The organism is Okeania sp. SIO3I5 (assembly GCF_010672085.1).
Lineage (GTDB): Bacteria > Cyanobacteriota > Cyanobacteriia > Cyanobacteriales > Microcoleaceae > Trichodesmium.
Window position 1 is genome coordinate 1 of the sequence record NZ_JAAHHT010000124.1, and the last position, 26,460, is coordinate 26,460.

Below are 26,460 nucleotides of genomic sequence, written 5' to 3' on the forward strand. Positions count from 1 at the left end.
CCAACTTTTTCCTCAATATTTCTCCCATCTGCTGAATATCTTCCTCTGTTTAGAGAACCAGTTTCTATCTCTTGCTTGCGGGAAAGTAGCGATCGCTCCAACTCCGATATTTTGAATGCCATTAGATCCTTGACGAAGCGATCGCTTCTAGAAAAAATCGAAAGGCAAAATTCAACCCTATTCACCGTTAAACAAATTTTTCAAGAATATTTGTTAGAGCAAAATTTATCAACTTGATTACTTTCCAACTTTTTCCTCAATATTTCTCCCATCTGCTGAATATCTTCCTCTGTTTAGAGAACCAGTTTCTATCTCTTGCTTGCGGGAAAGTAGCGATCGCTCCAACTCCGATATTTTGAATGCCATTAGATTCTTGACGAAGCGATCGCTTCTAGAAAAAATCGAAAGGCAAAATTCAACTTTATTTGCTACTAAACCAATTTTTCAAGAATATTTGTTAGAGCAAAATTTCTCAACTTGATTACTTTCCAACTTTTTCCTCTGTTTGTGAAAACAGATACTTAGGACTATCAGAATTTCCTCGTTTAATCAACCCTTCTATAGCATCATCATCCTCTCGATGAGTCAAAACATAAGACCTCATATAGAATCCGGGTAATTAGTTATCGTATTACTCAGGATTAATGAGTAAGGAGTAATGAGTAAGGAGTAATGAGTAAGAAAGGAAATGAAAATGCATAAATTTTTAAATTCGTATTTATGCTTAACATATTTTAGTTGAGGAAGTAATTTTGCGATTACTGTATAAACGGATTTTATATCAGTTCTTGCCGTATCATTTTTTTACAGCAGTTTTCCTGCACGGTAGACCACAGTAGGGACGTTCCATGGAACGTCCCTACGGGGTTTTGGTTGTGAGGATGTAGTTCATCAATCTGAAAAGCGCTGTAAAGTCAGGTTTAGTCATCATTAAATCTCCATTGACTTCTAACTTCAGCATTATATTGTCATTAATAAATACAACCTAATTTAATCTAAATCTGCATTCTGTGGAGCTACCAAAAAAAAAACCGCGACGAAAAGATATTTTAATTGCATCCGCAAAAAAATCATGGTAGTATGTAATTATTCGGGGTCGTTCGTACCTACGCATGAATTTTTATTCAACAAAAATATTATTTATTTAATCGTGAGTAACGACAGCTAAAAATGAAACTGTGAAAGTTCTTTAGAAATTCTTTGTCACGCACCATTTTAGATGTGTCAACCCAGTAGCCATATAAGATTTTTATTCAAGTGCTGATTAGAAACAAAACATAAACAGGACTTAGGCATTTTTTGGTTTTCAACACTACATATATAAAACGTTATAGTTTTTGAACGCTATATATAGCGTCTCAACCTAAGTCCCGATCAATTAAGCAGACTCCGGTTTAGGCAAAGACGACGGATGAACCAACAACTCCGCAGTCGATCGCTTCTCCACCATTTCCTTCGTAATAGTACAACGAGTCACATCCTTCCGTGACGGTAACTCATACATCACATCCAACATCAACTCCTCAACAATACCCCGCAAAGCTCGCGCCCCAGTCTTTCTCCTAAACGCCTCCTTAGCGATCGCCCGCACCGCCTCCTCCTCAAACTCCAACTTCACATTATCCATCCGCAACAACTTTTGATACTGCTTCACCAGAGCATTCTGAGGTTCCGTCAAAATTGCCATCAAAGTCTCCTCATCCAGAGGTTCAACCACCGCCACCATCGGTATTCGTCCAATCAACTCTGGAATCAAACCAAACTTCACCAAATCATTCGGTTCCATTTGCTTCATTAAATCTACAACCTTCTTCTCCTTAACCTCCTGATGACTTTCTCCACCCTGCTGGATAAAACCCATTGACTTTTTACCAATTCTCTGATCCACTATCTTCTCCAAACCAACAAAAGCCCCACCACAAATAAATAAAATATTACTCGTATCAATTTGAATACAATCCTGATAAGGATGTTTCCGACCACCTTGGGGAGGAACATTAGCAACAGTCCCCTCCAACATCTTTAACAAAGCCTGCTGTACACCCTCCCCAGAAACATCTCTTGTTATAGAAGGATTCTCACTCTTACGAGCTATCTTATCAATCTCATCAATATACACAATTCCCCGTTGCGCCTCATCCACCTCTAAATCTGCCACTTGCAAAAGTCGCAACAAAATATTCTCCACATCCTCCCCAACATATCCAGCTTCAGTTAAAGTCGTGGCATCTGCCACAGCAAAAGGCACATCCAACAACTCCGCCAAAGTTTGAGCCAACAAAGTCTTACCACAACCAGTTGGCCCAATCAACATAATATTAGACTTTTGTAACTCCACCTCATCTTGAGAAGACTTGCCACTTTTTTTAGCCTCTAGAAAAGTCAGACGTTTATAGTGGTTATAAACTGCCACAGACAAAACCTTCTTACCTTCCTCCTGACCAATAACATGAGCATCAAGATAATTCTTAATTTCCCTAGGTTTAGGTATTTGATTAATAGATAATTTCTTAGCACCAGTCCCCCGTTTTTGGGGCGCAGGTGCTGGACGTGGCATTGGTGGTTGTGCCCCTGTAGCATTGGAGTCAAAAAGCTCCTCATCCAAAATCTCATTGCACAACTCTACACATTCATCACAGATATAAACCCCAGGTCCAGCTATCAACTTCCGGACCTGTTCTTGAGACTTGCCACAAAATGAACATTTTAGATGGGAGTCGTATTTAGACATAACTGCCTCTTCTTACATTGCAGGGACAGATTCTCCTGGTACAGGAAGATTCTGTCTTGTAATAACTTGATCGATCAGGCCATAATTTTTAGCCTCTTGTGCGGACATAAAGAAGTCGCGCTCTGTATCAATCTCTATTCTTTCTAGAGGTTGACCTGTGTGTTCTGCTAACAATTCATTTAGCTTACGTTTATGATAAAGGATTTCCTTCGCTTGAATCTCAATATCTACAGCTTGACCCTGAGCGCCACCCAAAGGTTGGTGAATCATAATCCTGGAACTAGGAAGAGACATTCTCTTACCTTTTGCCCCACCAGATAGAAGAAAAGCGCCCATACTTGCGGCTAAACCATAACAAATCGTCACTACATCAGGTCGTACCTGTTGCATAGTGTCGTAGATAGCCATTCCAGCAGTAACTGATCCTCCAGGAGAGTTGATATATAATTGAATATCTTTTTCTGGGTCTTCAGCATCGAGGAATAACATTTGGGCTGTAATAGTATTTGCAAAATTATCGTCTACTTGAGTTCCGAGAAAAATTATTCTTTCCCGAAGCAGTCGTGAGTAGAGGTCAAAAGCCCTTTCTCCCATCCCAGACTGTTCAACAACCATTGGCACAATGTTACTAGGACCGGAGTAGATTTGTAAATTGTTATAAATACTAACTAAATTATCAGAATACTGGGATATAACCATCATACACTGGCTTATTTATCTATTTTATATTTTGGCTCAGTATATTCCGAGCTAAATATTATTATGCCGTAGTTTTATCAATATTGGTAGTCTGGTTAACCGGACTATTTCCTATTTACTGCTATACAAAACCTTAACAATTCTTGTTAAACTAGGAAAAACCTAATAATAACAATTTTTTATCTAAGACCCTGCCTCAGCCTGGGAGGTCGGCCTCTTCCAGTCTACAGGCGTAACTTCGGGTATAGCTTGCCCTGGTTTTTTGATGTACTTCCCCATGTTGAGAAAATACTAATGTCTCATTCGGGTCTCACTCCATAATTGTCCCACTTTCGGAGGTCACTTAAAGGTACGTTCTCTTCACTTCAATTTTTGATGGATAACAATAAAACTATAACAAGTTTTAGAACATGGAAACTATTGTTGACATGGTTCCCGACTGTTAGACGTGAGGATTCCTACATAGCTCTAGCTGCTTCGGTGGGTTGATGTTTCTTATGGTGCTGCCCCCCTCTTGGGGGCTTGTTTCAAAGTCAAATAAATAATCGGTTAAGGGAAGTTGTGGACACATGCGAGAGGGATTTGGGAATTAAAGTCGCAAAAGGGGCTGATTTTCACAACCCGAGAGTGGGAAAAGTTCCCTGCATAATCTAGGTAAAATCAAGGGAACTTCTGAAAAATCCTATGGTTTTCCCAAAAATTCCCAAATTATTGAGCGATAAATTTGAGGAAAATCAAGGGGTTGAGCGCGGAAAATTCTCCCCAGCTCGGTACTCCCCTGTTTCCCTTCTGCCTTAAGAAAGAATGAAACAGACTGCCCTCTTGGGGGTGGGTTAAGCTTACTTCCGTGCTTGTTTAATCTCTCAGATTGTCCACCCGCAACAAAAATACTATAACTTAATATTTTCTTGCTCAATGAATCAAAAAGTTCCCGGCTTTAGGGCGAGGCACTTCGGTAAGCTAAAATCACAACTCATCGCCTTAACAACAATTTTGGTTGTCAATCCTTGCCAAAATTCATAAAATCCACAGGTAGGCCATTTATATAACTGGAAATTACCAGGAATATCAATACTACCAACCGCTTTCTAAGAATTCTCTACATTAATTACTTGCTCTGCCTCTACTTCTACAATAGTTTCACTAGCTTTAGCTATTTCTGACTCTGCCTCTACTTCTACTTCTACTTCTACTTCTAATTCTGTAGTTTGAGATATTTCTGACCCTGTGTTTAAAGTTCCTTTAGGGACTAATTCCACAGTACCATTTTCTTCTAACCACTTGATGGTTTTTTCTTTCAATAGGTCTTCCGTAACCACTTGTCTTAACCTATCTGGATCAACATCCTTTCCTTTTAGTTGCTCCATTACCTTTGCTGACTCTGCTGCTATTTCCTCTTCGTCCACCTTTATCGACTCTTTTTTGGCCACTGTAGCTATAGCTAAATCTCTTCTTAACCGCCCAATTGCTTCAGGTCGCGATCGCTCTTGCATTTCCGGCAATTTATCACTGCTGAATAATTCTTTAACATCTATTCCATACTGGCTCAACTCCATTGCACTTTGGGCCAACATTTGTTGAACTTCATTTTTAATCAATGTTTCTGGAATTTCTACTTCTAGATGAGTCACTAGCTCCTCTACAATAGATTTTTCCTTATTTTGTTTTGTTTGTTCCTCTTTTTCTTTAGTAAATTTTTTCTCCAAGAACTCCCGTAATTCAGCTATTGTTTCAAACTCACTAATTTCTTGAGCCAAATCATCATCTAATTCTGGTAATTCCTTTTCTTTAAGTTCTTTAACAGTCACAGTAAATATTGCAGGCTTACCTGCTAACTCCGTCTCACTATATTCTGAAGGAAACTGTGCAGAAATTTCCTTTGTTTCCTCTAGCTTCATTCCCACTATTCCCTCAATAAAGCCAGGAATAAATTGTCCTTCTTTTAAATCCATTTGGAAATCTTGAGCCTTACCTCCGGGCACTTCTTTTGCTTCTTCTCCTTCTGTCTCCGGTGGAATTACACCTACAAAATCCACTATAGCCACATCTCCCAACTCAGCAGCTCTTCCTTCTACAGGAATTAATGTTGCCATTTGAGAGCGACGTTCATCAAGAAATTCGTCAACTTGGGCCGGGTCATACTTAGCTTCTTCTGCCTTAACCACTAATCCCTTATAATTCTCAACCTTGGCCTCTGGTTCTACATCCACCTTAGCCGAGAAAGCCATTTCTTTTCCTGGTTCAAAATCTTTTACCAACTCTTCAAACTGTGTCTTCAGTTCAAATTGGCCTATTGCATTGATTTGTTCTTGTTCCTTTACTTTTTCTAAGCAATTGTTGATTAAGTCATCTAAGGCCATTGCCTTGAGATAATTTTTTCCTAGCCTTTGTATCAATATGTTTCGAGGTACTTTGCCTTTTCTGAACCCAGGAATATTGGCCGAACGGGTATACTTCTGGATTACCTGCTCATAAGCATTCTTGGACATTTCTGGTGTAATCTTGATTTCTAGACCTATTTGGCTAGCTGGCAGTCTTTCCTGGGTAACTTTCATCGGCTTTTCTAATTTAGTCAGTATTACTAGGTTATAATTCTTTTAAGCTATATAAGTATTTCTTGCTTGGGTAACTCTGAGAAACTTTACTATTCCTCTGTTTCTAGCAATTTATCTGTGCATATTACTATATTATTCCTCTATGTTAGTCACTTAGACCTTAATCTTAGGACTTTTTTAACTTTATTGTTGTTTAGTGGTTATTAATGAAGTAAGTAATGGTCTTCTATACAAGCCAGGGCAAGCATATAAGACTTTAGTTAGATTACATAGCAAAGCACAAAAGCAAAAGTATGGTCATAATTTTCAAATTATTAGTCGTTAGAAACCAACATCTCAAATTTGCTCTTTTTGGAGATTTAAACTTTTCAACTTAAAGAATGGAAATGTTTGAACTGTGGTAGTGAGTACGATCCCTGAGTAAAAATATTTTAGTCGTAGCTGGATAATCTGAGACATTAACAGACTTCTATTGACAGAGACGTTGCCCGAATAGCTGGAAGTCAGTATAATTAAAGACCTACTAATTTTTGGACTTTGGCCAATCTATCCTAATCCTGGCTTAAAGGCTTATGGAGTTGAAATCCCCAATGAATGTTTGTATAATGTCTACAATTGCTTGGGATTGAGAATTGCTAACTAACAGTGATTCTATCTTTATCTATCTATAATATTTCTCCTGACTGCTTCTTCAAACAAACTAGGAAAGCGTCAAACTATTTGAAAATAGCAGCATCCGATCAAACGTCAATCTTACCAAAGAGTAAATAATTGGTAGGAATCTCCGCGCCTTTAGGCCACCAAAGGATATCAAATAATCACGATATATACCAATCCTATTTGAGTTGTGTACAAAATTTTAATGGCTTTTAGGGAACAGGGAACACTTAACTGGGAACAGGTAAGAGTTTCAGTTTTTTATTTACTTTTTAATTTGTCACAACCTATTTAGGATTGCTATATACCTATTCTACCTATTCAGTTAAATATATTTCATTCAGACTAAGATATAATGATAAATTATATTGAATTTATTTGATGATGATTGCTCTAGTTTGACATATTGCTACACATAAATTTAAAATTTAAAATAATAAACTTGTTCCTCAAGAGAGTAAAAATTTTGAAAACTACTTCTGTACTAAGAGTTGTATTCCTTGAGTATAAAGTGCTGAAAATGAATTCAGTCTAGGTAGTAGAGTTTTTTGAAATTTATTGACCGACTACTATAATATGTATTGTAGTGAATCTACTAATATCCCAAGATTGATAGCTTCTAAATCTTATAATCAAGAAAATTGTATTTTATGTGCTAAGATAAAAGATATTAATTTTTTAGGTATCAAGCAAAAGTGATTACATAATAAATGGATAATTTTGCTCGTATTGAAATTAGATTAAAAGAGTAAATATATAATATTAATAACGAAGTCTAAAAACTATACTGATAAAAAAGTTAATCCCATAATCAGGAGAAGAAAAATAAGTAAAATAGAACAATATGGAAATTATGTGCCTGAGTATAGTTGATAATTTAGAAAAGAAATATATTTCAATAATTAATAATTAATAATTACCTCTTCTTAAAAAGAAGAGGATTAGTAAAAAGGAATTTTTTATTCTTTTTAACCTTAGAAAGGAGAGGCTTTAAACCTTGATTTTGGGGTAAAACAAAATCAAAAATGAAAATTAACATATAAAGTTTAGTTGGAAAAATTGATAGCTATAAGAAATTATTAAATATAATTAAAACCCCTAGAGAAAAATAAAATTATTGAAAATTGAAACCAAAGGAGGAATATAATTTGTCAGATTCATACAGAGTAGCAATTTTAGGTGCAACTGGTGCAGTAGGCACAGAATTGCTAGAATTACTCCAAACTCGGAACTTTCCAGTAGCAGAATTAAAACTACTAGCATCACCTAGTTCAGTAGGTAAGACCTTAAAGTTTAAAGAACAAAGCTTACAAGTAGAACCTGTAACAGATGATTCATTTAAAAAAGTAGATTTAGTGCTAGCATCAGCAGGTGCATCTATATCAAAAAAATGGACAAAGAAAGCAGTAGAAGCAGGAGCTGTAGTTATTGACAATTCTAGTGCTTTCCGGATGGACTCCCAAGTGCCTCTTGTGGTCCCAGAAGTTAACCCAAGAGCAGCTAGTCTGCATAAAGGTATAATTGCTAACCCTAACTGCACAACAATATTAATGACTGTAGCAGTATGGCCATTACATAAACTCCAGCCAATCCAAAGATTAGTAGTGGCCACTTATCAATCAGCAAGTGGGGCTGGAGCAAGGGCAATGGCAGAAATGAAAACCCAGGCCAGAGAAATCTTAGAGGGAGAAGCTCCAACAACAGAAATTTTTCCCTACCCATTAGCATTTAATTTGTTCCCACATAATTCCCAACTCAATGAGCAGGGATATTGTCAAGAAGAAATGAAAATGGTCAATGAAACAAGAAAAATATTTGGCTATAACGAACTAAGAGTGACAGCAACTTGTATCCGAGTACCAGTATTAAGGGCGCATTCAGAAGCAATTAATATAGAATTTGCTCAACCATTTAGTGTAGTTAAGGCAAGGGAAATATTAAGTCAAGCACCAGGTATAAAACTGGTAGAAAATTGGCAAGAAAATTATTTTCCCATGCCAATGGAAGCAAGTGGTAACGATGATGTATTAGTGGGGAGAATTCGTCAAGATATTTCTCATCCTTGCGGATTAGAATTATGGTTAAGTGGAGACCAGATTAGAAAAGGAGCTGCTTTGAATGCAGTACAAATAGCTGAATTATTAGTAGCAAAAAATTGGTTGAGGATACCAGTAGGAACATTTTAGATTCAGTGTTCTAAAAACAAAAAAAAAGGGGTATTCATTATCAATTAATGAATAATGGATAATTATATCTAGTTAAAATGGAGAGGGTTGAAGATCAGGAAATATTATTTATTTTTTTCTCCTTAAAAGGAGAGGGTTTAAACTTATGGGAATTAATGCTCGATTATCCATTGGTAATTTAAGTACCTGATTTACGAAATTTATAGAAGTAGAATGGGTAATTAAGAATTACAGTTAGACAAAAACAAAAAGAATAATTTTTGGTAGTAAAAACTGTAAGGTGAGTAAGGTGATATAAATCTAAAAAAAATTAGGTTTATAAATAACAAAAAAAATTAAGAAGACCAAATAAATAAATCACATAATGTAAAGAAGGAGTGGAAATAGTGTGGTAGACTTCGGGAGAGTTTTGACTGCAATGATTACACCGTTTAACGTGGATGGTAGTGTTAATTATGAAGAAGCAGAAAAGTTATCAATATGGTTGACAGAAAATGGAACAGACTCATTAGTAGTATGTGGAACAACAGGTGAGTCTCCTAGCTTGACATGGGAAGAAGAATATCAGCTATTTAAAATAGTTCAAAAAGCAGTAGCAGGAAAAGCTAAAATAATAGCAGGTACAGGGTCAAACTCGACAAGAGAAGCGATCGCAGGTACTCAAAAAGCAGCTAAACTGGGGTTGGACGGTTCATTACAGGTAGTTCCATATTATAATAAACCACCACAGTCGGGACTTTATCAACATTTTCAAGCCATCGCCCAAGCCAGTCCAGAATTACCAATAATGTTGTACAATGTACCAGGTCGTACAGGTCAAAATCTGCTGCCAGAAACTGTAGCAAGACTGGCGGAAATTCCAAATATTGTTGCTATTAAAGAGGCAAGTGGTAACTTAGACCAAGCAAGTCAGATTAGATACTTGACGGCACCAGAGTTTAAGATATATTCTGGGGATGACTCCCTAACTTTACCATTGATGGCTATTGGTGGAAGTGGAGTTGTCAGTGTTGCTAGTCACTTGGTAGGAACACAACTACAGGAGATGATAGTAGCATTTGAAAAAGGTAAAGTACAGGTTGCTACAGAAGTTCATCTACAACTATTCAATTTATCTAGAGCGCTATTTGCCACAACTAATCCTATTCCTATCAAAGCAGCTATGAATCTGTTAGGATGGAAAGTAGGTACTACTCGCCCTCCATTATGCGCTCCTCCAACAGAAGTCACTGAAAAATTATCAGTAGAAATGGGTAAATTAGGTTTATTATGAGCTGATTTCACCAGACAAAAAAGTTTTTCCCAAAACTGAATATTATCAACCTGAGCAATGATTATTTAATCTGTATTTGTATTACTAAAATCTTGTATATAAGAAGTTGGTTTTTCTAAATTTTAATGGATATAAAATATCATTGATAATTACTCAAAATGATGAAAAGTAAACAACAGTAAAAATAGGATAATTATGATTAGAAAAAAATCATCTTCCGCTCTCAAAATTATTCCCCTTGGTGGACTCCATGAAATAGGCAAAAACACCTGTGTATTCGAGTACGATGACGAAATTATTCTACTTGATGCTGGATTAGCTTTTCCGACAGATGGAATGCACGGTGTAAATATAGTCTTACCAGATGTAACCTATCTGCGTGAAAATCGTCATAAAATTCAAGGTATGATTGTCACCCATGGTCACGAAGACCATATTGGCGGTATACCCTTCCATTTGAAAAATATAGAAATTCCAGTTATTTATGGACCTAGACTAGCGATGGCTCTACTCTACCATAAGTTAGAGGAAGCAGGAGTCCAAAATCGCACAGAATTGAAAACTGTTCGCCCCCGTGATGTTGTTAGGTTGGGTAAATATTTCAGTATAGAATATATTCGTAATACTCACTCAATGGCGGATAGTTTTACTGTAGCAATAACCACACCAGTGGGAGTAGTTATCCATACAGGTGACTTTAAAATTGACCATACTCCTGTAGATGGAGAAAAATTTGATCTGCAAAAGTTGGCAGAATATGGAGAAAAAGGAGTTCACTGCTTAATTAGCGACTCTACAAATTCAGAAGTACCTGGTTTTACTCCTTCAGAAAAGTCAGTTTATCCAAACTTAGACAGAGTATTTTCCAATGCACCAGGACGTGTAATGGTGACAACTTTTGCCTCTAGCGTACATAGATTACAAATAGTTTTAGAACTAGCAAAAAAACATGGTAGGTTCGTGGCAGTAGTAGGGCGATCTATGCTTAATGTTATTGCTCATGCTCGCAATCTTGGTTATGTAAAATGTGAAGATAGTTTGTTTGTACCTTTGCATAGTGTCCGGAGTTTACCTGATGAAAAATTGTTGATTTTGACTACAGGTTCTCAAGGGGAACCAATGTCAGCGCTAACTCGTATTGCTAAAGGCGAACATCGGCAAATAAAAATTCGCCAAGGAGATACAGTGGTGTTTTCTGCCAACCCTATTCCTGGGAATACAATCGCTGTTGTCAATACTATAGATAAACTAATGATGCTAGGAGCAAATGTTATTTATGGAAAAGACAAGGGTATTCATGTTTCTGGTCACGGTTGTCAGGAAGACCAAAAATTAATGTTGGCGCTTACCCGTCCGAAATTCTTTATCCCAGTTCACGGAGAGCATAGGATGTTAGTAAAACACAGTCAAACTGCTCAAGGTATGGGAGTTCCTCCAGAAAATATGGTTGTGATTCAAAATGGAGATGTGGTGGAACTGACTCAAGATTCTATTTATGTTGCAGATAAAGTATCTTCTGGTATTGAGTTGGTAGATTCTTCCCGTTCGGGTATGGTAGAAGACAAAATACTCAAGGAAAGACAACAACTAGCAGAGGATGGTGTGGTTACTGTAGCATTAGCAGTTGGTTTGGATGGTAAGTTGATTGGTAAACCTCAGTTACACTTGCGTGGAGTGGTGAGTTCTGTGGAACAAGCAGAATTGCAAGAACTGGTGGTTAAGGTGTTAGAGAAAGATTTAAGTCATTACTGGTCTGAATATGGTAACTCCAATGGTCATAACAATACTCAGGTTGATTGGTCTGGATTGCAAAATGAGCTTGAATGTGGTATTCAGAGAATGTTAAGACGAGAATTTCAAGGTCAACCCTTGTTAGTTTTCTTGATGCAAACTCCAGATGCAGAAGATGCAAAAGAGGTTACAGTTAAACCCGTGGGAAGAAGGCGACGGCGATCGACTGCTAAGGTAGCATCTTAAAGTTTCAACTCAAAAGTTAAAAGTCAAAATTTAAAAGTGAGATTTTCTTGGCTTAAAACTTGACGAGTTATGAGAAACCGGGTTTGTGGGAGGTAGATGGTAGGGACGTTTAGCGTTCCGCATAACTCCGTTAACGCGGAGCGACATGGAAAGCGTAGCATTCCGGAACGGAAAACGCATTAATGCTCAAGCAACGTCCGGACAAGGGAATTTAAAACCAACCCGGTTTCTACGCTTTTTTATACCGATACTAACAGATTTGATATTTAGTTGTTCTTAATCGGGTCAAATATAGCGAAGTTGTCACCAGGGGTAATCTAGGAATGAAAGCTTTACTCAGTAAGTATCTCAGAAAATGATATTTTCATAATCGTATCCAATGAAATATTGCAAAATATTAGAAATTTAAGTTAATTTCTTGAAATGGTAAACAGCAGATCTAGTGGTTGTTTTACTGGCTTTTGCGTACCAAGTGCGCCACTCTCTCAAGGGCCACTGAAAACTGCAATAATATCTAAAATAATATCTAAATTGCCCTCTATGACAACTTCGCTATATTTACCCCGACAACAATTAGAATATGAATTAATTGAAAAGTGGCGTTGCCCTTTTAATCGAGAGTTTTGGAAGTAGTGGGGGAAACCTTTTGGTAAATCAATAACCGTCTATGATGATAACCGCAGGAATGATCGGGGGTAAAGTAGTTTGAATATTTTTATGTCCCATGAGAGCTTTTAACTCCTCAATTGCAATTAAACCTACTTTTTCAGTGGCAAAAGTATGTCGTAGGTCATGGAGTATTATAGCAATTCTTAAAAACTTTGCTATACTTGGATTTTCTATTTCTAAATACTATTTATTGACATAATTTTCTTGTTAACTAACTTCTGTGATTTTTCCAGTTATTTTTACCTCCTTCCAAGTGTAGCATTAATGCATGAGAAAGGGATGATTTTGAGTTAATTTTTTCCAATCTTTATTGTGGTCAGCTTTATAATACTACATCTAATCAATAATAAAAATTTATCACTATCAGTAAAAATCTTGAGATTTTTCAACCTCTGAAACCTATGTATAGATAGGGTTGAATTTCTATATGGCCGTATAGTGACAGTTTCGCTATATTTACCCCTAATCCCGATATTTTACTCTAACAAATATTCTTTAAAAATCGGTTTAGCAGCAAATAGAGTTGCATTTTGCTCTTCGATTTTTTCCAGAAGCGATCGCTTCCCCAAAGACCTAATGGTATTTAAAATATCGGAGTTGGAGCGATCGCTTCCATCCCGCAACTAAGATATCGAAACTGGTTCTTTTTCAGAGCTAATTTTTCATTAATGGATAAATGTCTAAACACAAGGCTATAGAAGTTAAAAATCTTGATAAAAGTTTTAAAGGTAAACCTGCTCTGGCACAAATTAATATCAATATTGAAGTAGGTGAAATGGTTTCAATAGTTGGTGCTTCTGGTTCGGGAAAATCTACTTTGCTACGACATATCAATGGTTTAGAAAAAGGAGATCGAGGCCAGGTTTTTGTATTTGGTACAGCTTTACAAACAGATGGGAAATTTCACTCCCACATTAGAAAGTTACGTTGCCAAATAGGCTGTATTTTTCAACAGTTTAATTTAGTTAAACGACTGACAGTTATTGAAAATGTTTTGGTGGGAAATTTGGCACGAATGTCTCTGGTAAATTCTGCACTACGTCTATTTACAAAAGAGGAAAAAATACAAGCACTTTCTGCATTAGAAAGAGTAGGAATTTTAGACCAAGCTTATAAAAGAGCTTCTCAACTTTCGGGTGGGCAACAACAACGAGTACCGATCGCTCGTTGTTTAGTACAAGGAGCTAGGGCGTGTCATCAATTAAATAGGTTGACACTAAATGTATAGTATGATCCATGAAAAATAACATCCATAGGACTGCTCTAAATGACTAGATGTTATGCCTTGCTTATGGGATCAATGGGAAAGGATTCAACATTTATTACCAGGGCGTGAAGGAACTGTCGGAAGGACAGCAAAGGACAGCCGCCTCGAAAGTGGAAGCTGTTTTATACAGATATAGAGCCGGAATTCATGATTAGAGACTTACTCTTATTGATTCGGGGACTGACCCGTTCGTCCATACCCGTTTTAGTCGTTGGAGCCAGTCAGGGGTATGGGTGCATAGTATTTCAAGCTCTAGCTGAAGATGCAGATAATGAGTATGCCCGGAATTGATGCCACTATTGTTCGTGCTCATCAACATAGTGCCGGAGCCGCATACAGTAGTGCAGAACAGGAAGACATTGGCCTAAGCATTGGGGGATTGAGTACGAAAATACATGGTGTAGTAGATGCTCGCTCGTAATCCCACACACTTTTTTTAACTCCAGGTCAGGCTTCTGACGAATGATGGAGCAGATGTTTTATTACCGATGGTAGAAGCGGAAGCGATATTAGGGGATAAAGCTTATGATGCTCAAGAGAGAGTCATTGAGCCTTTAACTGATAGAGGAATAGAGGTAGTAATTCCCCCCAAAAAAAACCGTGGGTGAACTCCGTAACTACTAATTTTCACCATAATAATAGAACTGCCCTAGCTTCTCGAGCAGTCATAGAAATGTTATCTAAAGAGAAAAAAAGAGTTACTTCTACTCGCATAATATTTCTCCTGGTTGCCTTAATTATTCTGATTTTTTCTTACCTACAAAGTGAGATAAACTTCCTAATTTTCTTTAAATATGGCGGGGATAATTTTGAGTATGCAGAATCATACTTTCCCCCTAATTTTTCTGACTGGAAAATCTATGTAATGTTTGAATATATTTCCTCATATTTTCCCCCTGATTTTTCTGATTGGAAATTTTACTTACAAGAAACAATAATTACTATTTCAATGGGAATTTAGGGAACTCTTTTAGCAGCGATCGTTTCTGTTCCATTTTCTCTAATGGCATCAGAAAATATTAGTCCAACTTGGATTGTACAACCAATACGTCGAATTTTAGATGCCATGCGAGCGATTAATGAAATTGTATTTGCTTTAATATTTGTAGTCGCTGTTGGTTTAGGTTCATTTGCTGGAGTTTTAGCTTTATTTGTACATACAGCAGGTACTTTAGGAAAGCTTTTTTCAGAAGCTGTTGAATCAATTGAACCAGGTCAGGTTGAAGGAATTCGTGCTACTGGTGCAAGTAAAATTCAAGAGATTATATTTGGAGTAATTCCTCAAGTAATGCCTTTATGGATTTCTTTTATTTTGTATCGCTTTAAATCTAATGTTCGTTCTGCTTCAGTTTTAGGAATAGTCGGTGCAGGTGGTATTGGTGTTTCTCTTCATCAAAGTTTTCAGTCTTTTGATTATCACAAAGTTTGTGCAATTTTGATAATTCTAATTTTGGCAACTTCAACCATTGATTTATTGTCAGCAAAGTTGAGAAATCGCTTGGTTTGAAAATGATTGAAGAAAGAAATTCCATATAACTTTAGCATAACTTCCTTCCACAAAGATGACAATTCATAAGGAGTTTTATTATGTCTAATCATTCGGACACGATATAATTATTGCTCTGCTGATTAAATATCAAAGCATTTATATACAAAGGCTTGAGCCTTTTTAGGTATTGAAAAAGTACAGGGTTTTCCTTCTAAAAAGCTAAAAAAGTTAGGATGAAAGGGTTGACTATTGGCAAAAAAACTAAGGGATAAAATATCCGACTAGCAACTCTAAATTTCCCATTCCTCGAGTCTCGAGTCTCGAGTCTCCTGACTCCTACCCTTACAGCGGTTTTCATATGAATAAACCACAATCATACTGACTCCTTACTCATTACTCCTTACTCATTACTCATTACTCCTACAACAGTTTTGTGGTCTACTCAACTGAAAAGCACTGTAAAAGTTGTAGCCTTTTTTATCGTCAGAAATACCTGGTGCGTGAGCTGCTTGATCAAAATGCTAGGAGCGAATTTTGGGTTGTATAAGGCAGAAAAATCACGAATTAAATTTTTCCTCCTGCCTTCTTTAAATTTCCCATTCCTCGAGTCTCGAGTCTCGAGTCTCCTGACTCCTACCCTTACTCGCGTATACTTTTTCAGCAAGCCCTAATTATTTCTTGAAGCGCTTCTACTACTTTCTTTTTCCTTTAATTTTTGACTTTTTTTTCCCAGTCTTTGATTTTTTCTTTTGATTTTTTGCTCGCTGCTGAACTACTTCTGGTGGCGGACCATAGTCTCCATTACTGAAGTATACTCGCTCTACTATATGTTCCGGTTCTACTTCAATCCACAGACGGGCACCTCCGGCTTGACTATTATTAGGTTGATGAGGTTGATAAACTATTTGGCAAGGTCCTTTTATTTTCAGAGCGTGGCAATAATCCTTTTTATCTCCTACCTTCACAGCAAGTGCTGGATGAGAAGTTCCATTATCTCGGTTGTAATCTATAGTCTTTCGTAGAACATGAACAAAAGTATTAGCTGTACGCCTATTTTTATTCCAAGAGCCTTCAGGACCACGGCGACCTGGTGTAATTTCTGGCATTCCCCGTTTGTTTAATGGAATCATCCAACGTCTGCCATCTTTGTAAGCGTCTCGAACACGGCCTTCATTAAGTAGTGTTCGTAATCTACCTGTAGAAATATTGAGTAGAAATGCTGCTTGTGTTGTAGTTGCTTCTTCTATTGTAGTTGCTTCTTCTACAGTCATAACTAGAACGTCTGGGTTTTTAGATTTTAGAATTTTAATTCTGTTACATTTACTTTTCCTTTGACAACAGAGAAAAAACAATGATTCATTGGAGCTTCACAAGATGAAAATATTTCTGGTATTGCTCTAGGAAAAGTTCTTGAATATTGAAAAGTCTCTCAGCAAGGAAATTTGGTTGAATAAAAAGTCATGTACAGGGACGAATAACTCCTGTTGATTTTTATAGTATCAGAATTTTTGTGAGGATGCAACCGAAAATCCTTCGACGCGCCGATTTTTTTTAGGCAGCTCTCAGAAAATGAAAATGTTGATGATTTTCCACTGAGGATGGATGGAAAGATTTGATGAGGGAAAAACAACGAAGGATTTATGGGAGCTTCAGAAAATGAAAATATTTCTGGTATTGCTCTAGGACGTGTCATCAATTAAATCTGAAAGTGATATGTGGCAAGAGTTTAGAGTTTTTTAAGGCCAAAAACTCTAAACTCTAAAAACCTTGACTGACAAAGCTTGTAACTTCTGATTGATGAAAGCTCCTAGGAAAAGTTCTTGAATATTGAAAAGTCTCTCAGCAAGGAAATTTAGTTGAATAAAAAGTCATGCACAGGGACGAACAACCCCTGTTGATTTTTATCGTATCAGAATTTTTGTGAGGATGCAACCGAAAATCCTTTGAGGCGCCGATTTTTTTTTAGGCAGCTCTCAGAAAATGAAAATGTTTGTGATTTTTTGCATTGCATTATTGTTTAGTTCCGAAAAGAGGCGAGGATATTTGAGAGTCAGTGCCGTAAACTTACCCATTTGTTCGATAGTTATCGCTTCTATCTTTTCTTTTTCAGCAAAAGTAACTCCAACAGCATAGTAAGCAATATAAGTTTTGAACTTAAAAACATTAATATATTGTTTTAAACGACGGGGATTATAATCAAAAAAATGAGCAACCATCCCTACAATCTCAGCAAGATTTTCTGGAGTTAAATCTTTTTCAATAATCGGGAAAATAACTAAGTCTGAAAATGAATTATCAGGATTTTGAGAATCTGAATTTAGTTCAGAAGTAGAAGTTTCTCAAACGACTTTTTCTGATTCTTCCTGTTGTGATGAATTATCAGGATTTTGAGAATCTGAATTTAGTTCAGAAGTAGAAGTTTCTCAAACGACTTTTTTTGATTCTTTCTGTTGTGATGAATTATCAGGATTTTGAGAATCTGAATTTAGTTCAGAAGTAGAAGTTTCTCAAACAACTTTTTCTGATTCTTTCTGTTGTGATGAATTATCAGGATTTTGAGAATCTGAATTTAGTTCAGAAGTAGAAGTTTCTCAAACGACTTTTTTTGATTCTTCCTGTTGTGATGAATTATCAGGATTTTGAGAATCTGAATTTAGTTCAGAAGTAGAAGTTTCTCAAACGACTTTTTTTGATTCTTTCTGTTGTGATGAATTATCAGGATTTTGAGAATCTGAATTTAGTTCAGAAGTAGAAGTTTCTCAAACGACTTTTTTTGATTCTTCCTGTTGTGATGAATTATCAGGATTTTGAGAATCTGAATTTAGTTCAGAAGTAGAAGTTTCTCAAACGACTTTTTTTGATTCTTTCTGTTGTGATAAATTATCAGGATTTTGAGAATCTGAATTTAGTTCAGAAGTAGAAGTTTTTCAAACAACTTTTTCTGATTCTTCCTGTTGTGAAGAAAATCCCTTAACAACTTTATCTAGAAAACCTTTACATAAATTTTTTGCCTCCTTAAATCTTTAAGGAACATCAAACACTTTGGCAATTAAACTATAAGGAATTCAAAAAAAACGTTTTTCCTGGGAAGCCTCTGTCTAATTTTCAGAAAATTTTTCAACTCATTTAATGTATTTAGTTGTTCTAAATCTTGATGCTCATAAATTTTTTGTCTGATTTGAGCGACAACTTTTAGTGTAGATTCTCTCTTGGCAAAACTTGCCATGGAAGCTCTGCGTATTCGATATAAATGAACTTCTAAGTCTTTATGTTTTCGACGAGTAAAAAACTGAGAATGTGAATCTCCAAAGATAACGTATTTTTTCTTTCTATCTATATTTTCTCCAGAACTAGATACTAAACAATAATTAAACAGTAAGCATTCAGCTATTAGTATTCAGCATTCAGATACATGAATATAATAAGTTACTAAAGTTAGCTAGTTGACCAATTTCATCCATAACTTTTAATTCTGCGGGAAAGACTACTTCCTCCTTCCCTGGGAGTTAATAACTAAAAGCTGATAGCTGTTTTGCTACCGCATAACTTTCATATAGGGAATGCTCGCAAACGTTAACGCTCGCGACATGAAAAGCGCAGCTCCTCTATGCTTATGCTAACTGACTGCTGAATGCTTACATTAAACATAACTATCTGATAAATAAATATACTAACTCAATTGCACAACAGCTTGCTCATTTAACAAAGTTTCATTTGTCAATAAATCCTCCACTGTTATTCTCAAAAACCTAGACTCATCCACCCAAAACAAAACCTTAATTCGATCGCTTCCTGGATTACCTGGAGGATTTAATTGAGCAATATTACGACCTCCTTCTCTATCATTTAAAGGTTGTACTGAAGTTTGTTCCCCAGAAATTTTCCGAGTAATCAGGCGATCGCCGTCAAAGTAAACTTCTGTCCCCCCAGACTCAGCACCTAATTCTCCTAAAATTAATTCTATACTTGGCTGACTATTGACTGAAGCACCCAAAACCAGCTCTACAGGATTACTCATTGGATATGGTTGACCAGACTTAATCAACGGATGCCAATTATGAGCATTTTTCCTTCTATCCCAATAGCGGATACCGTAACTATGATACAAAAAATCTTTAACCTCTACTCCTTGAGTTAATTGCAAAGCTCCCTGAGAAATTGCCTCAAAAGGTTTTTCACAACGAATTTTTCCAGCATCAAAATATTCTTTTATCCACCTCTGAACTGCGGGAATTTGTACTGTTCCTCCCACCAATAAAACAGCATCAATTTCTGATATATCTATTCCTTGTCTTTTTGCCTGCTGTAAAATCTGATTCATAGAATTATCAAGACTGGCAAAAAATCCATTTTCTCTAAGAATTTTCTCAAAGCTATCCCGCTCTAATTCCAACTCATAACTTTCCAAACTTTCATCATCAAAAAAAACTTCGGTTGCCTGTTGCTGCAAAGACAATTGAATCTTTAATTTTTCTGCCAAACGAGTAGTCAAAGGAGTCTTTTCAATACCTTGATTTTTGACAAAATAATCCACCAACCAATTATCAATATCCGAACCCCCTAAATTCTGTCCTGCTTTTGCCAAAACTCTCGCAGTTTTTGCCTTTTGATTTGAACTTTTACTAAAAGATTTTTCACCCCATTTCAGAATTAAACCCAAAGGTTGTTTTTCCATCGAATTATCCAACCTTACCAAAGATAAATCTAAAGTTCCGCCACCAAAATCAACCACCAATATAATTTCTGCATCTGCCATTCCATAACCCAAAGCTGCCGCAGTAGGTTCATCAATCATTCGTACTTGTTCAACTTGTAGAGACTGACAAACTTCTCCCAACCAATTACGATAAGCTTCAAAACTATCTACTGGAACGGTAAAAATTAAAGATTCTACTGGCAAAGGCACTTTCCGAATACCTCTTATAACTTCTTCTAAAAATAATTTTCCTACCTGTTCAAAAGAAACAATTTGACCGTCAATTTCAGGCAAAAATCCTTGAATATTTGCACCAATACCCCGTTTAAAATTACGAAAAAATCGAGAATCTGTATTAACATCGAAACCTTTATCTCTAACCTGTTGACCTATTACTACTTTTTTTTCAGCAGCATTTTCCACATAGACTAAACTAGGAATTAGAGGTGGATTTTGCCCAGAAATAATTGATATATTTGGTAACTTGACAATTTCCGGTTGTTGAGTTGTTTGATTCCAACGAGAAATAACAGTATTACTTGTTCCGAAGTCTATTGCTATAGTCATTTAGGGATGAAATAAATTAAATATGTAAGATTTTGAGAATTATAGTAGATTACTTTGATTTTTGATAGAAACCTGATTTAGGAAGATTATATGCAATCTCCTTAAATCCCGATTCTTGAGCAAAGGTACTTGACAGAAAAACTTGAGATAGTAGATAATACAAGGCTAACTAAATCCTAAAAAACGGCCAGCATCATATTTGGCCTAATATAATATGGACAGTAAGTTAAGGTTAGCTATGAGCAGATTCAGGGTTTTAATTATCGGTTTTATCGGCTTTTTAGCTGTGGTAGGGCCGACAATACTAAACAAAACTTTCTCTATTTTCCTCTGTGGTTTACTTAGTTTTAATTCAGTAGGGCTTTGTGCAAACTTTAACAATTCTGCGTACGCAACTTTATCTTCCCCTAATACCAATATAACTAAACCGTCAACCAAAATTGGACAAATACCTAGAGCCAGAAAACCAAACATTAATTTGGATTTGCAACAAGCATTACCACAGGATTTTTTGATTACGACTCAAATGCCTTTTAGTTCTGGTAACAGAGAAGTTTTCCTGATTTCTCCCTCAACTAAAGCTCAACAAATTTATACAATCAATTTACCTAATGCTAGCTTTCAATTATATGGAATTAAATTTCAAAATCTAGCTGCAATTGATGAGAGTAAATTAACCCCAAAAAATCGCCTAATTATTGACACAACTAAACCCGAAAATCTCAACAATTTTCACGTCGTATTCCAAAACAATAAATTATCAAAAATTGTTCTGGCTGACGGCAACCAAGGAGAATTTACTGAGACTCAAGCTCTTATTAAATCGCCTGATGATCAAATAATAGAAATTATTGATTTTCCCCAAGCTAGTCAAACTGAAGAAACTTTAATTGCTACTACTAAACCGATGTTATTAATATCATCTAGTTGTAATCAAAATGTTAGTTCAAAGTTAGTTAATATAGGGGATATTGTTGGGGAAAAGGGAAATAAACTATCTTCTAGTGAAACTCAAATCACTCGAAATGTTGGATTAGCTTTAGCTGCTACTTCTGCGGCATTAAAAAATAATATTAATTCTAGACAATCCTTATCTATTGCTAGTTGTGAACAAGCTGTTCAATGTAATGAAAAGCGGGTAAGTGGTGCTAGTGAAATTAGAAGCAATTTATTTGAAATTCCCAGGGGAACTAATCGTAAAGTTACTTTAAAATACGAATTTTTTGATATTCCTGACACTATCGAATTGTATTTAGATGGTCAAACAATTCATTCCGATGGTCCTAAATCAGGAGAATATGAAAAAACATTAGATTTACCAAATAATGCAGAATATGTGGGGGTAAGGTTAATTGGAAATCGGGACCCAAAAACTCGATGGTGGTATGTCATTTCTTGTTCGGGAAGTGCAATAGCAAACGCTCTTTGTGGTGATGATGAAATACAGACTTCCTACGATGACAAATCTAAAAACTATCATAAATACGAAGTAGAAAATGAAATTTGCTCGCTTGATACTCAGGGTTGTAATATTGATTTTGTTTTTAGAGTTATGGTCAGTAATAAACAATTTATTGCACCTAATCATCTAAGGCAAAAAAAAGTTGAGCATTGCCAGACAACAAACTTATATATAGCAATGGGTATATCTGGTAAAGATACTATCAGAACAACTATCAATAAACAAAATCATTCTATCACAAACTACACAAGGAAAAATCATTTGTTACATCCTGGTAAAGTTACTAGAAAAATTTTTGAAAAAAATGGAAAAATATATGTTTTTACTTGGGGAGAAGGTACAGGAATAAAACCAGATTTAAATGAGAAGGCTTCTGGATTTATATGGGGGAGAGTCGATAAAGAATTGAGATTTGCAGTGAGGTTAATGTTATCTAGGAAAATCTACTCTGTACCAGAATAGAAATATTTTACTGAGGCAGTAAATGTGGCAATGCAATACCAGAAAAAAAAGCGTCATTTTTAATGTTTAAATTCTAGAATCAGACATCTTAAAAAGTTTAATTTTAATACTGTGGTTAAGGAGAATTACAATTATGAAAAAAACACACAAATTATTTATCTTAAGTTTACTTTTAGTCATACTCCTGAAAATAGGTTTCTCATGGCAAATAGCGATCGCCAACCCCACACCTACCAACCAACAACAAGAAACAACCACCGAAACAGAACCCACTCCCACCGAAACCGAAACCGAAACTACAGTAGACACCGAACCAGAAGACCCCTACGAAACCCTAATCAAAGCAGATTTTTTCTATGAGCAAGGAGACAGAGAAGCAGCAGAGGAACTTTACCGGAAAGTCAAAGCACCCTTTGCATCTCATCAAAACACCATGTTTCCAGACCCCATAAACAATGTCGAACAGTTACCAACCGAAATTCAAACCCAGTGGGAAGAAGCAAAAAAAGCTGCCGATAAAAATGATAATCTGGAAATGTTGCAAGAATTTGTAGCACAAAATCCGGAATTTGTTCCTAGTCATCTATTGTTAGCTGAAACATTACAAAAGAATAAAAAGAAAAAAGAAGCTCTGCAAGTCTTGGAAAAAGCCGCTAGTATCTTACCTGACTCAGTAGAAATAGTTGAAGCTCATGTAAAAGCACTGAGAAAGGAAAAAGACTATTTACAAGCATCTATCGCAGCTCGTCAATTTGCCTTGGTTAACCCAGAGCATCCAGAAGCAGAAAAGTTTCTAGAAATTGCCGACGATAACTTTGACAAATTCCAGGATAGAATTAACGGACAAATGGTAGGCAAAGGTTTCTTGGGAACTGCTGTCCGAGTTGGTGGTTGCGCTTTGCTCGGTAATTGTAACCCAGTGGGAACTGTTGTGGGTGAAACTTTGAAAATGGGCAGTTTGATGCTGCAAGGAGAATCAGGTTTAGGCAGTCGAGCAGCAAGAGCGTATAAGAAAAAACTTTCACTGGTGGAAGATGAAGAGGTAGTCGAATATGTAACTAGAATTGGTAATTCCATTGCGGAGTTAATGGGTCGAGATGATTTTGAATACGAATTTTATGTCGTGCGAGACAAGTCTCTCAATGCTTTTGCTTTACCTGGAGGTAAAGTATTTGTTAATACCGGAGCCATTATTAATACTAATTCTGAAGCAGAGTTAGCAGGTTTACTTACTCATGAAGTTGCTCATGCGGTTCTTTCCCACGGTTTTCAAAGAGTTGTAACTAATAACTTGTACGATAGTGCGGGCGACATCGTTAGTGATGTGTTAAAAACTGACATTCCTATTGGCAACATCGTTACAAATTTAATTAGTTTACAGTACAGTCGGAGTAATGAGCGTCAATCTGATATTGTTGGTACTCGCGTTTTAGCTACTGCTGGTTATGCTGCTGATGGTTTAAGAAATTTTATGGCAACTCTGGATGAAAAAAAAGGTGGTAAACGTTCTGTGGGTTTTCTTTCAACTCACCCTCAGTCAGATGATCGGGTTGAGTATCTCGAACAATTAATTGAATATAATGGTTACAATCGTTATGCTTTTGAGGGGGTAGAAAAACATAGAGAGATTCAGGAAAAATTAAAGTAAAAAATGAATGGATTGACCTAACCTTAAAGTTCTTTCCTAGCGTTTAATTTTGTATAAGCCAAATAAGTCGCTTCTCTTCTTGGACACCTAATTAGTAATGTAAAGGGAGGCCAAAAGTATTTTTTCTCTCTTTTGTTTGATGCTTTTCTATATCAGATTCTTAGATATAGAGCGATCGCTACAATTGAAATCTCAACAATCATTCTGTGAAGCTCCTAAAAGAAGCCGACAATCAAAACCAAAATTAGATTCTCACTATATAGGCGATCGCTCTTCTCAATACCAACCAAATAGCAGCAAATCATTTTCTGGAACTCCAAAAAAAAGTCTGCGACAAAAAGAATTTTTCCTTGCTTCCTCAAAAAAACAATGATATACTTAACTCAGTAGGTGTAACTTGCCTATAGGCATGATTTTTTATTCAACAAAAAACTGATGGAATAACTATAGTTGCCTGATTTTGCATCGACACAATGAGATTCTTAGATATAGAGCGATCGCTACAATTGAAATCTCAACAATCATTCTGTGAAGCACCTAAAAGAAGCCGACAATCAAACTCACATTCCGCACCACAAAATGTAGTATGGAATCAGGAGTCAGGAGTCGTAGGGGCGAACGGCCGTTCGCCCCTACTGGAGACAGAATTTTAGAAGAAAATCATAGCTGCCGTAATTGAGTAATTAATCAAGCAAGTATTTATGCTTAATTATTTACTCGGAATTTAATCGACGAAAAAAGTAATTGAGATGATTTGCATAGTATAAATACTTAGCAAAACACGATTCTTCTTTATACTACCTTTAGTGATACAAATTGAAGCATATAATGTGGGATCAAAACCAAAATTAAATTCTCACTATATAGGCGATCGCTCTTCTCAATACCAACCAAATAGCAGCAAATCATTTTCTGAAGCTCCCAAAAAAGTCTGCGACAAAAAGAATTTTTCCTTGCTTCCTCAAAAAAACAATGATATACTTAACTCAGTGGATGTAAATCGCCTATTTTTATGATTTTTTAGTTGAATAAAAAATCATAAAAAACTCAGGATAGTCAAATAACCTTTATAATTAAGGTTTTAACAATTCAGGAAACTTGCTCGTAACTTTACCAATAATTTGTTGCGAACTCACACAACCAAAAGAACGACTATCGCTACTTTCTTCTTTATTTTCTCCCATCAAAAAACAGTCACCTTTTTCATTAACAAAGGCAACGCACTTAATTATTTTCAAATCTTGACGAAGAGGATGTTCAGCCACAACCAGATCGCCAATTTCTGGTAAAAAGTGGCGGTAGGCTCTCGTATCCACAAGAATTTCTTCCCCAGGCTTAAGTAGAGGAAACATAGAAAACCCAGTGACACAAAACCGTTGACGCAACCTTAATAACCAAAGTAATAACTCCTTATTACTACTTTCCTGTATCAATCTTTTGCCTACCACCTCAAACTAAAAAAATTAGCTAGCCTTAACCCAAGCCACATCACGTTCCTTAGTAGCCCAGAACATATTGTGAATTTTCTCCACAGCCTCTAATAACTCAGTAGCGTGTTCCAAACTAACCTCTACCTTACAAGCAGAGCATAACTTAGCAGCCTTCCAAAAAGTATCGTGGAGGTCTGGATACTTTTCCAAATGTACAGGCTTAAAATAATCAGTCCAAAGAACCAGCAAATCTTCCTTAGTCTTCTGAGCTTGCTCTTCCTTAATTGCAATATAGCGAGAAAGAGTATTAGCAGTCTTATGATCTCCAGCTTTTGGGTCAAGCTCCAGGATTTTCTTAGTCATAGAAAATACAGCTTCAGCGTAAATACGAGCAGAAGCAGGGTCATAAACACCACAAGGACCATCACAATGAGCGCTAACCTCTGGTGCTGGGAACCACTTTCTAATCTGAGAAGCAATTGTGTTGAGCATAATTTTCTAAGATATTCCTATCTATAATGGAAAGAGTTACATCAATGGTAATAATATGTAACTGTAGTTGATTATAGTTTCTAAATATATAGAAAAATATTCTAATATTCAGTTCAGACCAAATTAATTAATCTTGGATGAACTACAACACCCTCTATCCCATTGCTAATAGCGTTTGGGACTACTTTACGATCTGCCGA

At 36.2% G+C, this 26,460-nt stretch carries 23 protein-coding genes and 2 pseudogenes; 14 read left to right on the forward strand and 11 right to left on the reverse strand.

Features of this window, described 5'->3' with window-relative positions; all coding sequences use genetic code 11:
- A pseudogene (locus F6K40_RS24105) lies at positions 1-237 on the forward strand (hypothetical protein); the annotation flags it as partial.
- On the opposite strand, the gene F6K40_RS24110 reads toward F6K40_RS24105, so the two are convergent.
- A complete protein-coding gene (locus F6K40_RS24110; protein ID WP_293139633.1) occupies positions 238-366 on the reverse strand; it encodes a hypothetical protein in 129 nt (42 codons plus the stop codon).
- Here F6K40_RS24110 and F6K40_RS24115 point away from each other — a divergent pair.
- Entirely contained in the window at positions 356-481 is a 126-nt protein-coding gene (locus F6K40_RS24115) for a hypothetical protein (protein WP_293139634.1), read from the forward strand. The two genes, F6K40_RS24110 and F6K40_RS24115, sit on opposite strands and share 11 nt — an antisense overlap.
- On the opposite strand, the gene F6K40_RS41415 is transcribed toward F6K40_RS24115, so the two are convergent.
- The 4 genes from F6K40_RS41415 to tig all read right to left on the reverse strand — a co-directional run bounded on the left by F6K40_RS41415 (position 482) and on the right by tig (position 5,985).
- On the reverse strand, positions 482-589 hold the full coding sequence (locus F6K40_RS41415; protein ID WP_375340595.1) for a hypothetical protein: 108 nt from the start codon (positions 587-589) through the stop codon (positions 482-484).
- Positions 590-1,378: 789 nt separating this feature from the next.
- Positions 1,379-2,731, reverse strand: a complete 1,353-nt coding sequence (clpX, locus tag F6K40_RS24120) for an ATP-dependent protease ATP-binding subunit ClpX (RefSeq protein WP_293139635.1) — start codon at positions 2,729-2,731, stop codon at positions 1,379-1,381.
- A 12-nt stretch (positions 2,732-2,743) separates the two neighbouring features.
- Complete coding sequence (clpP, locus tag F6K40_RS24125; RefSeq protein ID WP_293139653.1) at positions 2,744-3,430, reverse strand: ATP-dependent Clp endopeptidase proteolytic subunit ClpP; 687 nt, start codon at positions 3,428-3,430, stop codon at positions 2,744-2,746.
- Between the two features lie 1,088 nt (positions 3,431-4,518).
- Positions 4,519-5,985: a trigger factor gene (gene tig / locus F6K40_RS24130; protein WP_293139636.1), complete on the reverse strand. Its 1,467-nt coding sequence runs from the start codon at positions 5,983-5,985 to the stop codon at positions 4,519-4,521.
- A 1,805-nt stretch (positions 5,986-7,790) separates the two neighbouring features.
- Between tig and F6K40_RS24135 the strand changes: the two genes are divergently transcribed.
- The 4 genes from F6K40_RS24135 (at position 7,791) to F6K40_RS24150 (ending at position 12,711) form a co-directional block, all read left to right on the forward strand.
- On the forward strand, positions 7,791-8,828 hold the full coding sequence (locus F6K40_RS24135; protein WP_293139637.1) for an aspartate-semialdehyde dehydrogenase: 1,038 nt from the start codon (positions 7,791-7,793) through the stop codon (positions 8,826-8,828).
- Positions 8,829-9,216: 388 nt separating this feature from the next.
- Positions 9,217-10,101 carry a 4-hydroxy-tetrahydrodipicolinate synthase gene (gene dapA / locus F6K40_RS24140; protein WP_293139638.1) on the forward strand — a complete coding sequence of 295 codons (885 nt, stop codon included), beginning with the start codon at positions 9,217-9,219 and terminating at the stop codon, positions 10,099-10,101.
- A gap of 195 nt (positions 10,102-10,296) precedes the next feature.
- Positions 10,297-12,078, forward strand: a complete 1,782-nt coding sequence (locus F6K40_RS24145; RefSeq protein ID WP_293139639.1) for a ribonuclease J — start codon at positions 10,297-10,299, stop codon at positions 12,076-12,078.
- A 423-nt stretch (positions 12,079-12,501) separates the two neighbouring features.
- Complete coding sequence (locus F6K40_RS24150; protein WP_293139640.1) at positions 12,502-12,711, forward strand: hypothetical protein; 210 nt, start codon at positions 12,502-12,504, stop codon at positions 12,709-12,711.
- 512 nt (positions 12,712-13,223) lie between these two features.
- Here the strand turns inward: F6K40_RS24150 and F6K40_RS24155 are convergent.
- A complete protein-coding gene (locus F6K40_RS24155; protein ID WP_293139641.1) occupies positions 13,224-13,370 on the reverse strand; it encodes a hypothetical protein in 147 nt (48 codons plus the stop codon).
- A 53-nt stretch (positions 13,371-13,423) separates the two neighbouring features.
- On the opposite strand from F6K40_RS24155, the gene F6K40_RS24160 reads away from it, so the two are divergent.
- The 3 genes and pseudogenes from F6K40_RS24160 to phnE all read left to right on the forward strand — a co-directional run.
- On the forward strand, positions 13,424-13,975 hold the full coding sequence (locus F6K40_RS24160; protein ID WP_293139642.1) for a phosphonate ABC transporter ATP-binding protein: 552 nt from the start codon (positions 13,424-13,426) through the stop codon (positions 13,973-13,975).
- Positions 13,976-14,285: 310 nt separating this feature from the next.
- A complete protein-coding gene (locus tag F6K40_RS24165; protein WP_375340596.1) occupies positions 14,286-14,435 on the forward strand; it encodes a hypothetical protein in 150 nt (49 codons plus the stop codon).
- Between the two features lie 552 nt (positions 14,436-14,987).
- Positions 14,988-15,521, forward strand: a pseudogene (gene phnE / locus F6K40_RS24170) (phosphonate ABC transporter, permease protein PhnE); the annotation flags it as partial.
- Positions 15,522-16,195: 674 nt separating this feature from the next.
- Here the strand turns inward: phnE and F6K40_RS24175 are convergent.
- The 3 genes from F6K40_RS24175 to F6K40_RS24185 form a co-directional block, all read right to left on the reverse strand.
- Positions 16,196-16,774, reverse strand: a complete 579-nt coding sequence (locus F6K40_RS24175) for a DNA-binding protein (protein WP_293139643.1) — start codon at positions 16,772-16,774, stop codon at positions 16,196-16,198.
- Positions 16,775-17,476: 702 nt separating this feature from the next.
- Positions 17,477-17,719, reverse strand: a complete 243-nt coding sequence (locus F6K40_RS24180) for a hypothetical protein (RefSeq protein WP_293139644.1) — start codon at positions 17,717-17,719, stop codon at positions 17,477-17,479.
- A gap of 1,454 nt (positions 17,720-19,173) precedes the next feature.
- On the reverse strand, positions 19,174-20,766 hold the full coding sequence (locus tag F6K40_RS24185) for an Hsp70 family protein (protein WP_293139645.1): 1,593 nt from the start codon (positions 20,764-20,766) through the stop codon (positions 19,174-19,176).
- A gap of 238 nt (positions 20,767-21,004) precedes the next feature.
- Between F6K40_RS24185 and F6K40_RS24190 the strand changes: the two genes are divergently transcribed.
- From F6K40_RS24190 to F6K40_RS24210, 5 genes are all read left to right on the forward strand, one after another.
- A complete protein-coding gene (locus F6K40_RS24190) occupies positions 21,005-22,690 on the forward strand; it encodes a Maf family protein (RefSeq protein WP_293139646.1) in 1,686 nt (561 codons plus the stop codon).
- A gap of 133 nt (positions 22,691-22,823) precedes the next feature.
- Entirely contained in the window at positions 22,824-24,338 is a 1,515-nt protein-coding gene (locus F6K40_RS24195; protein ID WP_293139647.1) for a M48 family metalloprotease, read from the forward strand.
- 139 nt (positions 24,339-24,477) lie between these two features.
- Positions 24,478-24,711: a hypothetical protein gene (locus F6K40_RS24200; protein ID WP_293139648.1), complete on the forward strand. Its 234-nt coding sequence runs from the start codon at positions 24,478-24,480 to the stop codon at positions 24,709-24,711.
- A gap of 100 nt (positions 24,712-24,811) precedes the next feature.
- Positions 24,812-24,991 carry a hypothetical protein gene (locus tag F6K40_RS24205; protein ID WP_293139649.1) on the forward strand — a complete coding sequence of 60 codons (180 nt, stop codon included), beginning with the start codon at positions 24,812-24,814 and terminating at the stop codon, positions 24,989-24,991.
- A gap of 177 nt (positions 24,992-25,168) precedes the next feature.
- On the forward strand, positions 25,169-25,354 hold the full coding sequence (locus F6K40_RS24210) for a hypothetical protein (RefSeq protein ID WP_293139650.1): 186 nt from the start codon (positions 25,169-25,171) through the stop codon (positions 25,352-25,354).
- Between the two features lie 57 nt (positions 25,355-25,411).
- Here the strand turns inward: F6K40_RS24210 and sodX are convergent, their stop codons facing one another.
- Positions 25,412-25,786, reverse strand: coding sequence for a nickel-type superoxide dismutase maturation protease (gene sodX / locus F6K40_RS24215; RefSeq protein WP_293139651.1), 375 nt, complete (start codon positions 25,784-25,786; stop codon positions 25,412-25,414).
- 15 nt (positions 25,787-25,801) lie between these two features.
- On the reverse strand, positions 25,802-26,260 hold the full coding sequence (gene sodN, locus F6K40_RS24220) for a superoxide dismutase, Ni (protein ID WP_293139652.1): 459 nt from the start codon (positions 26,258-26,260) through the stop codon (positions 25,802-25,804).
- Positions 26,261-26,460: the final 200 nt, after the last annotated feature.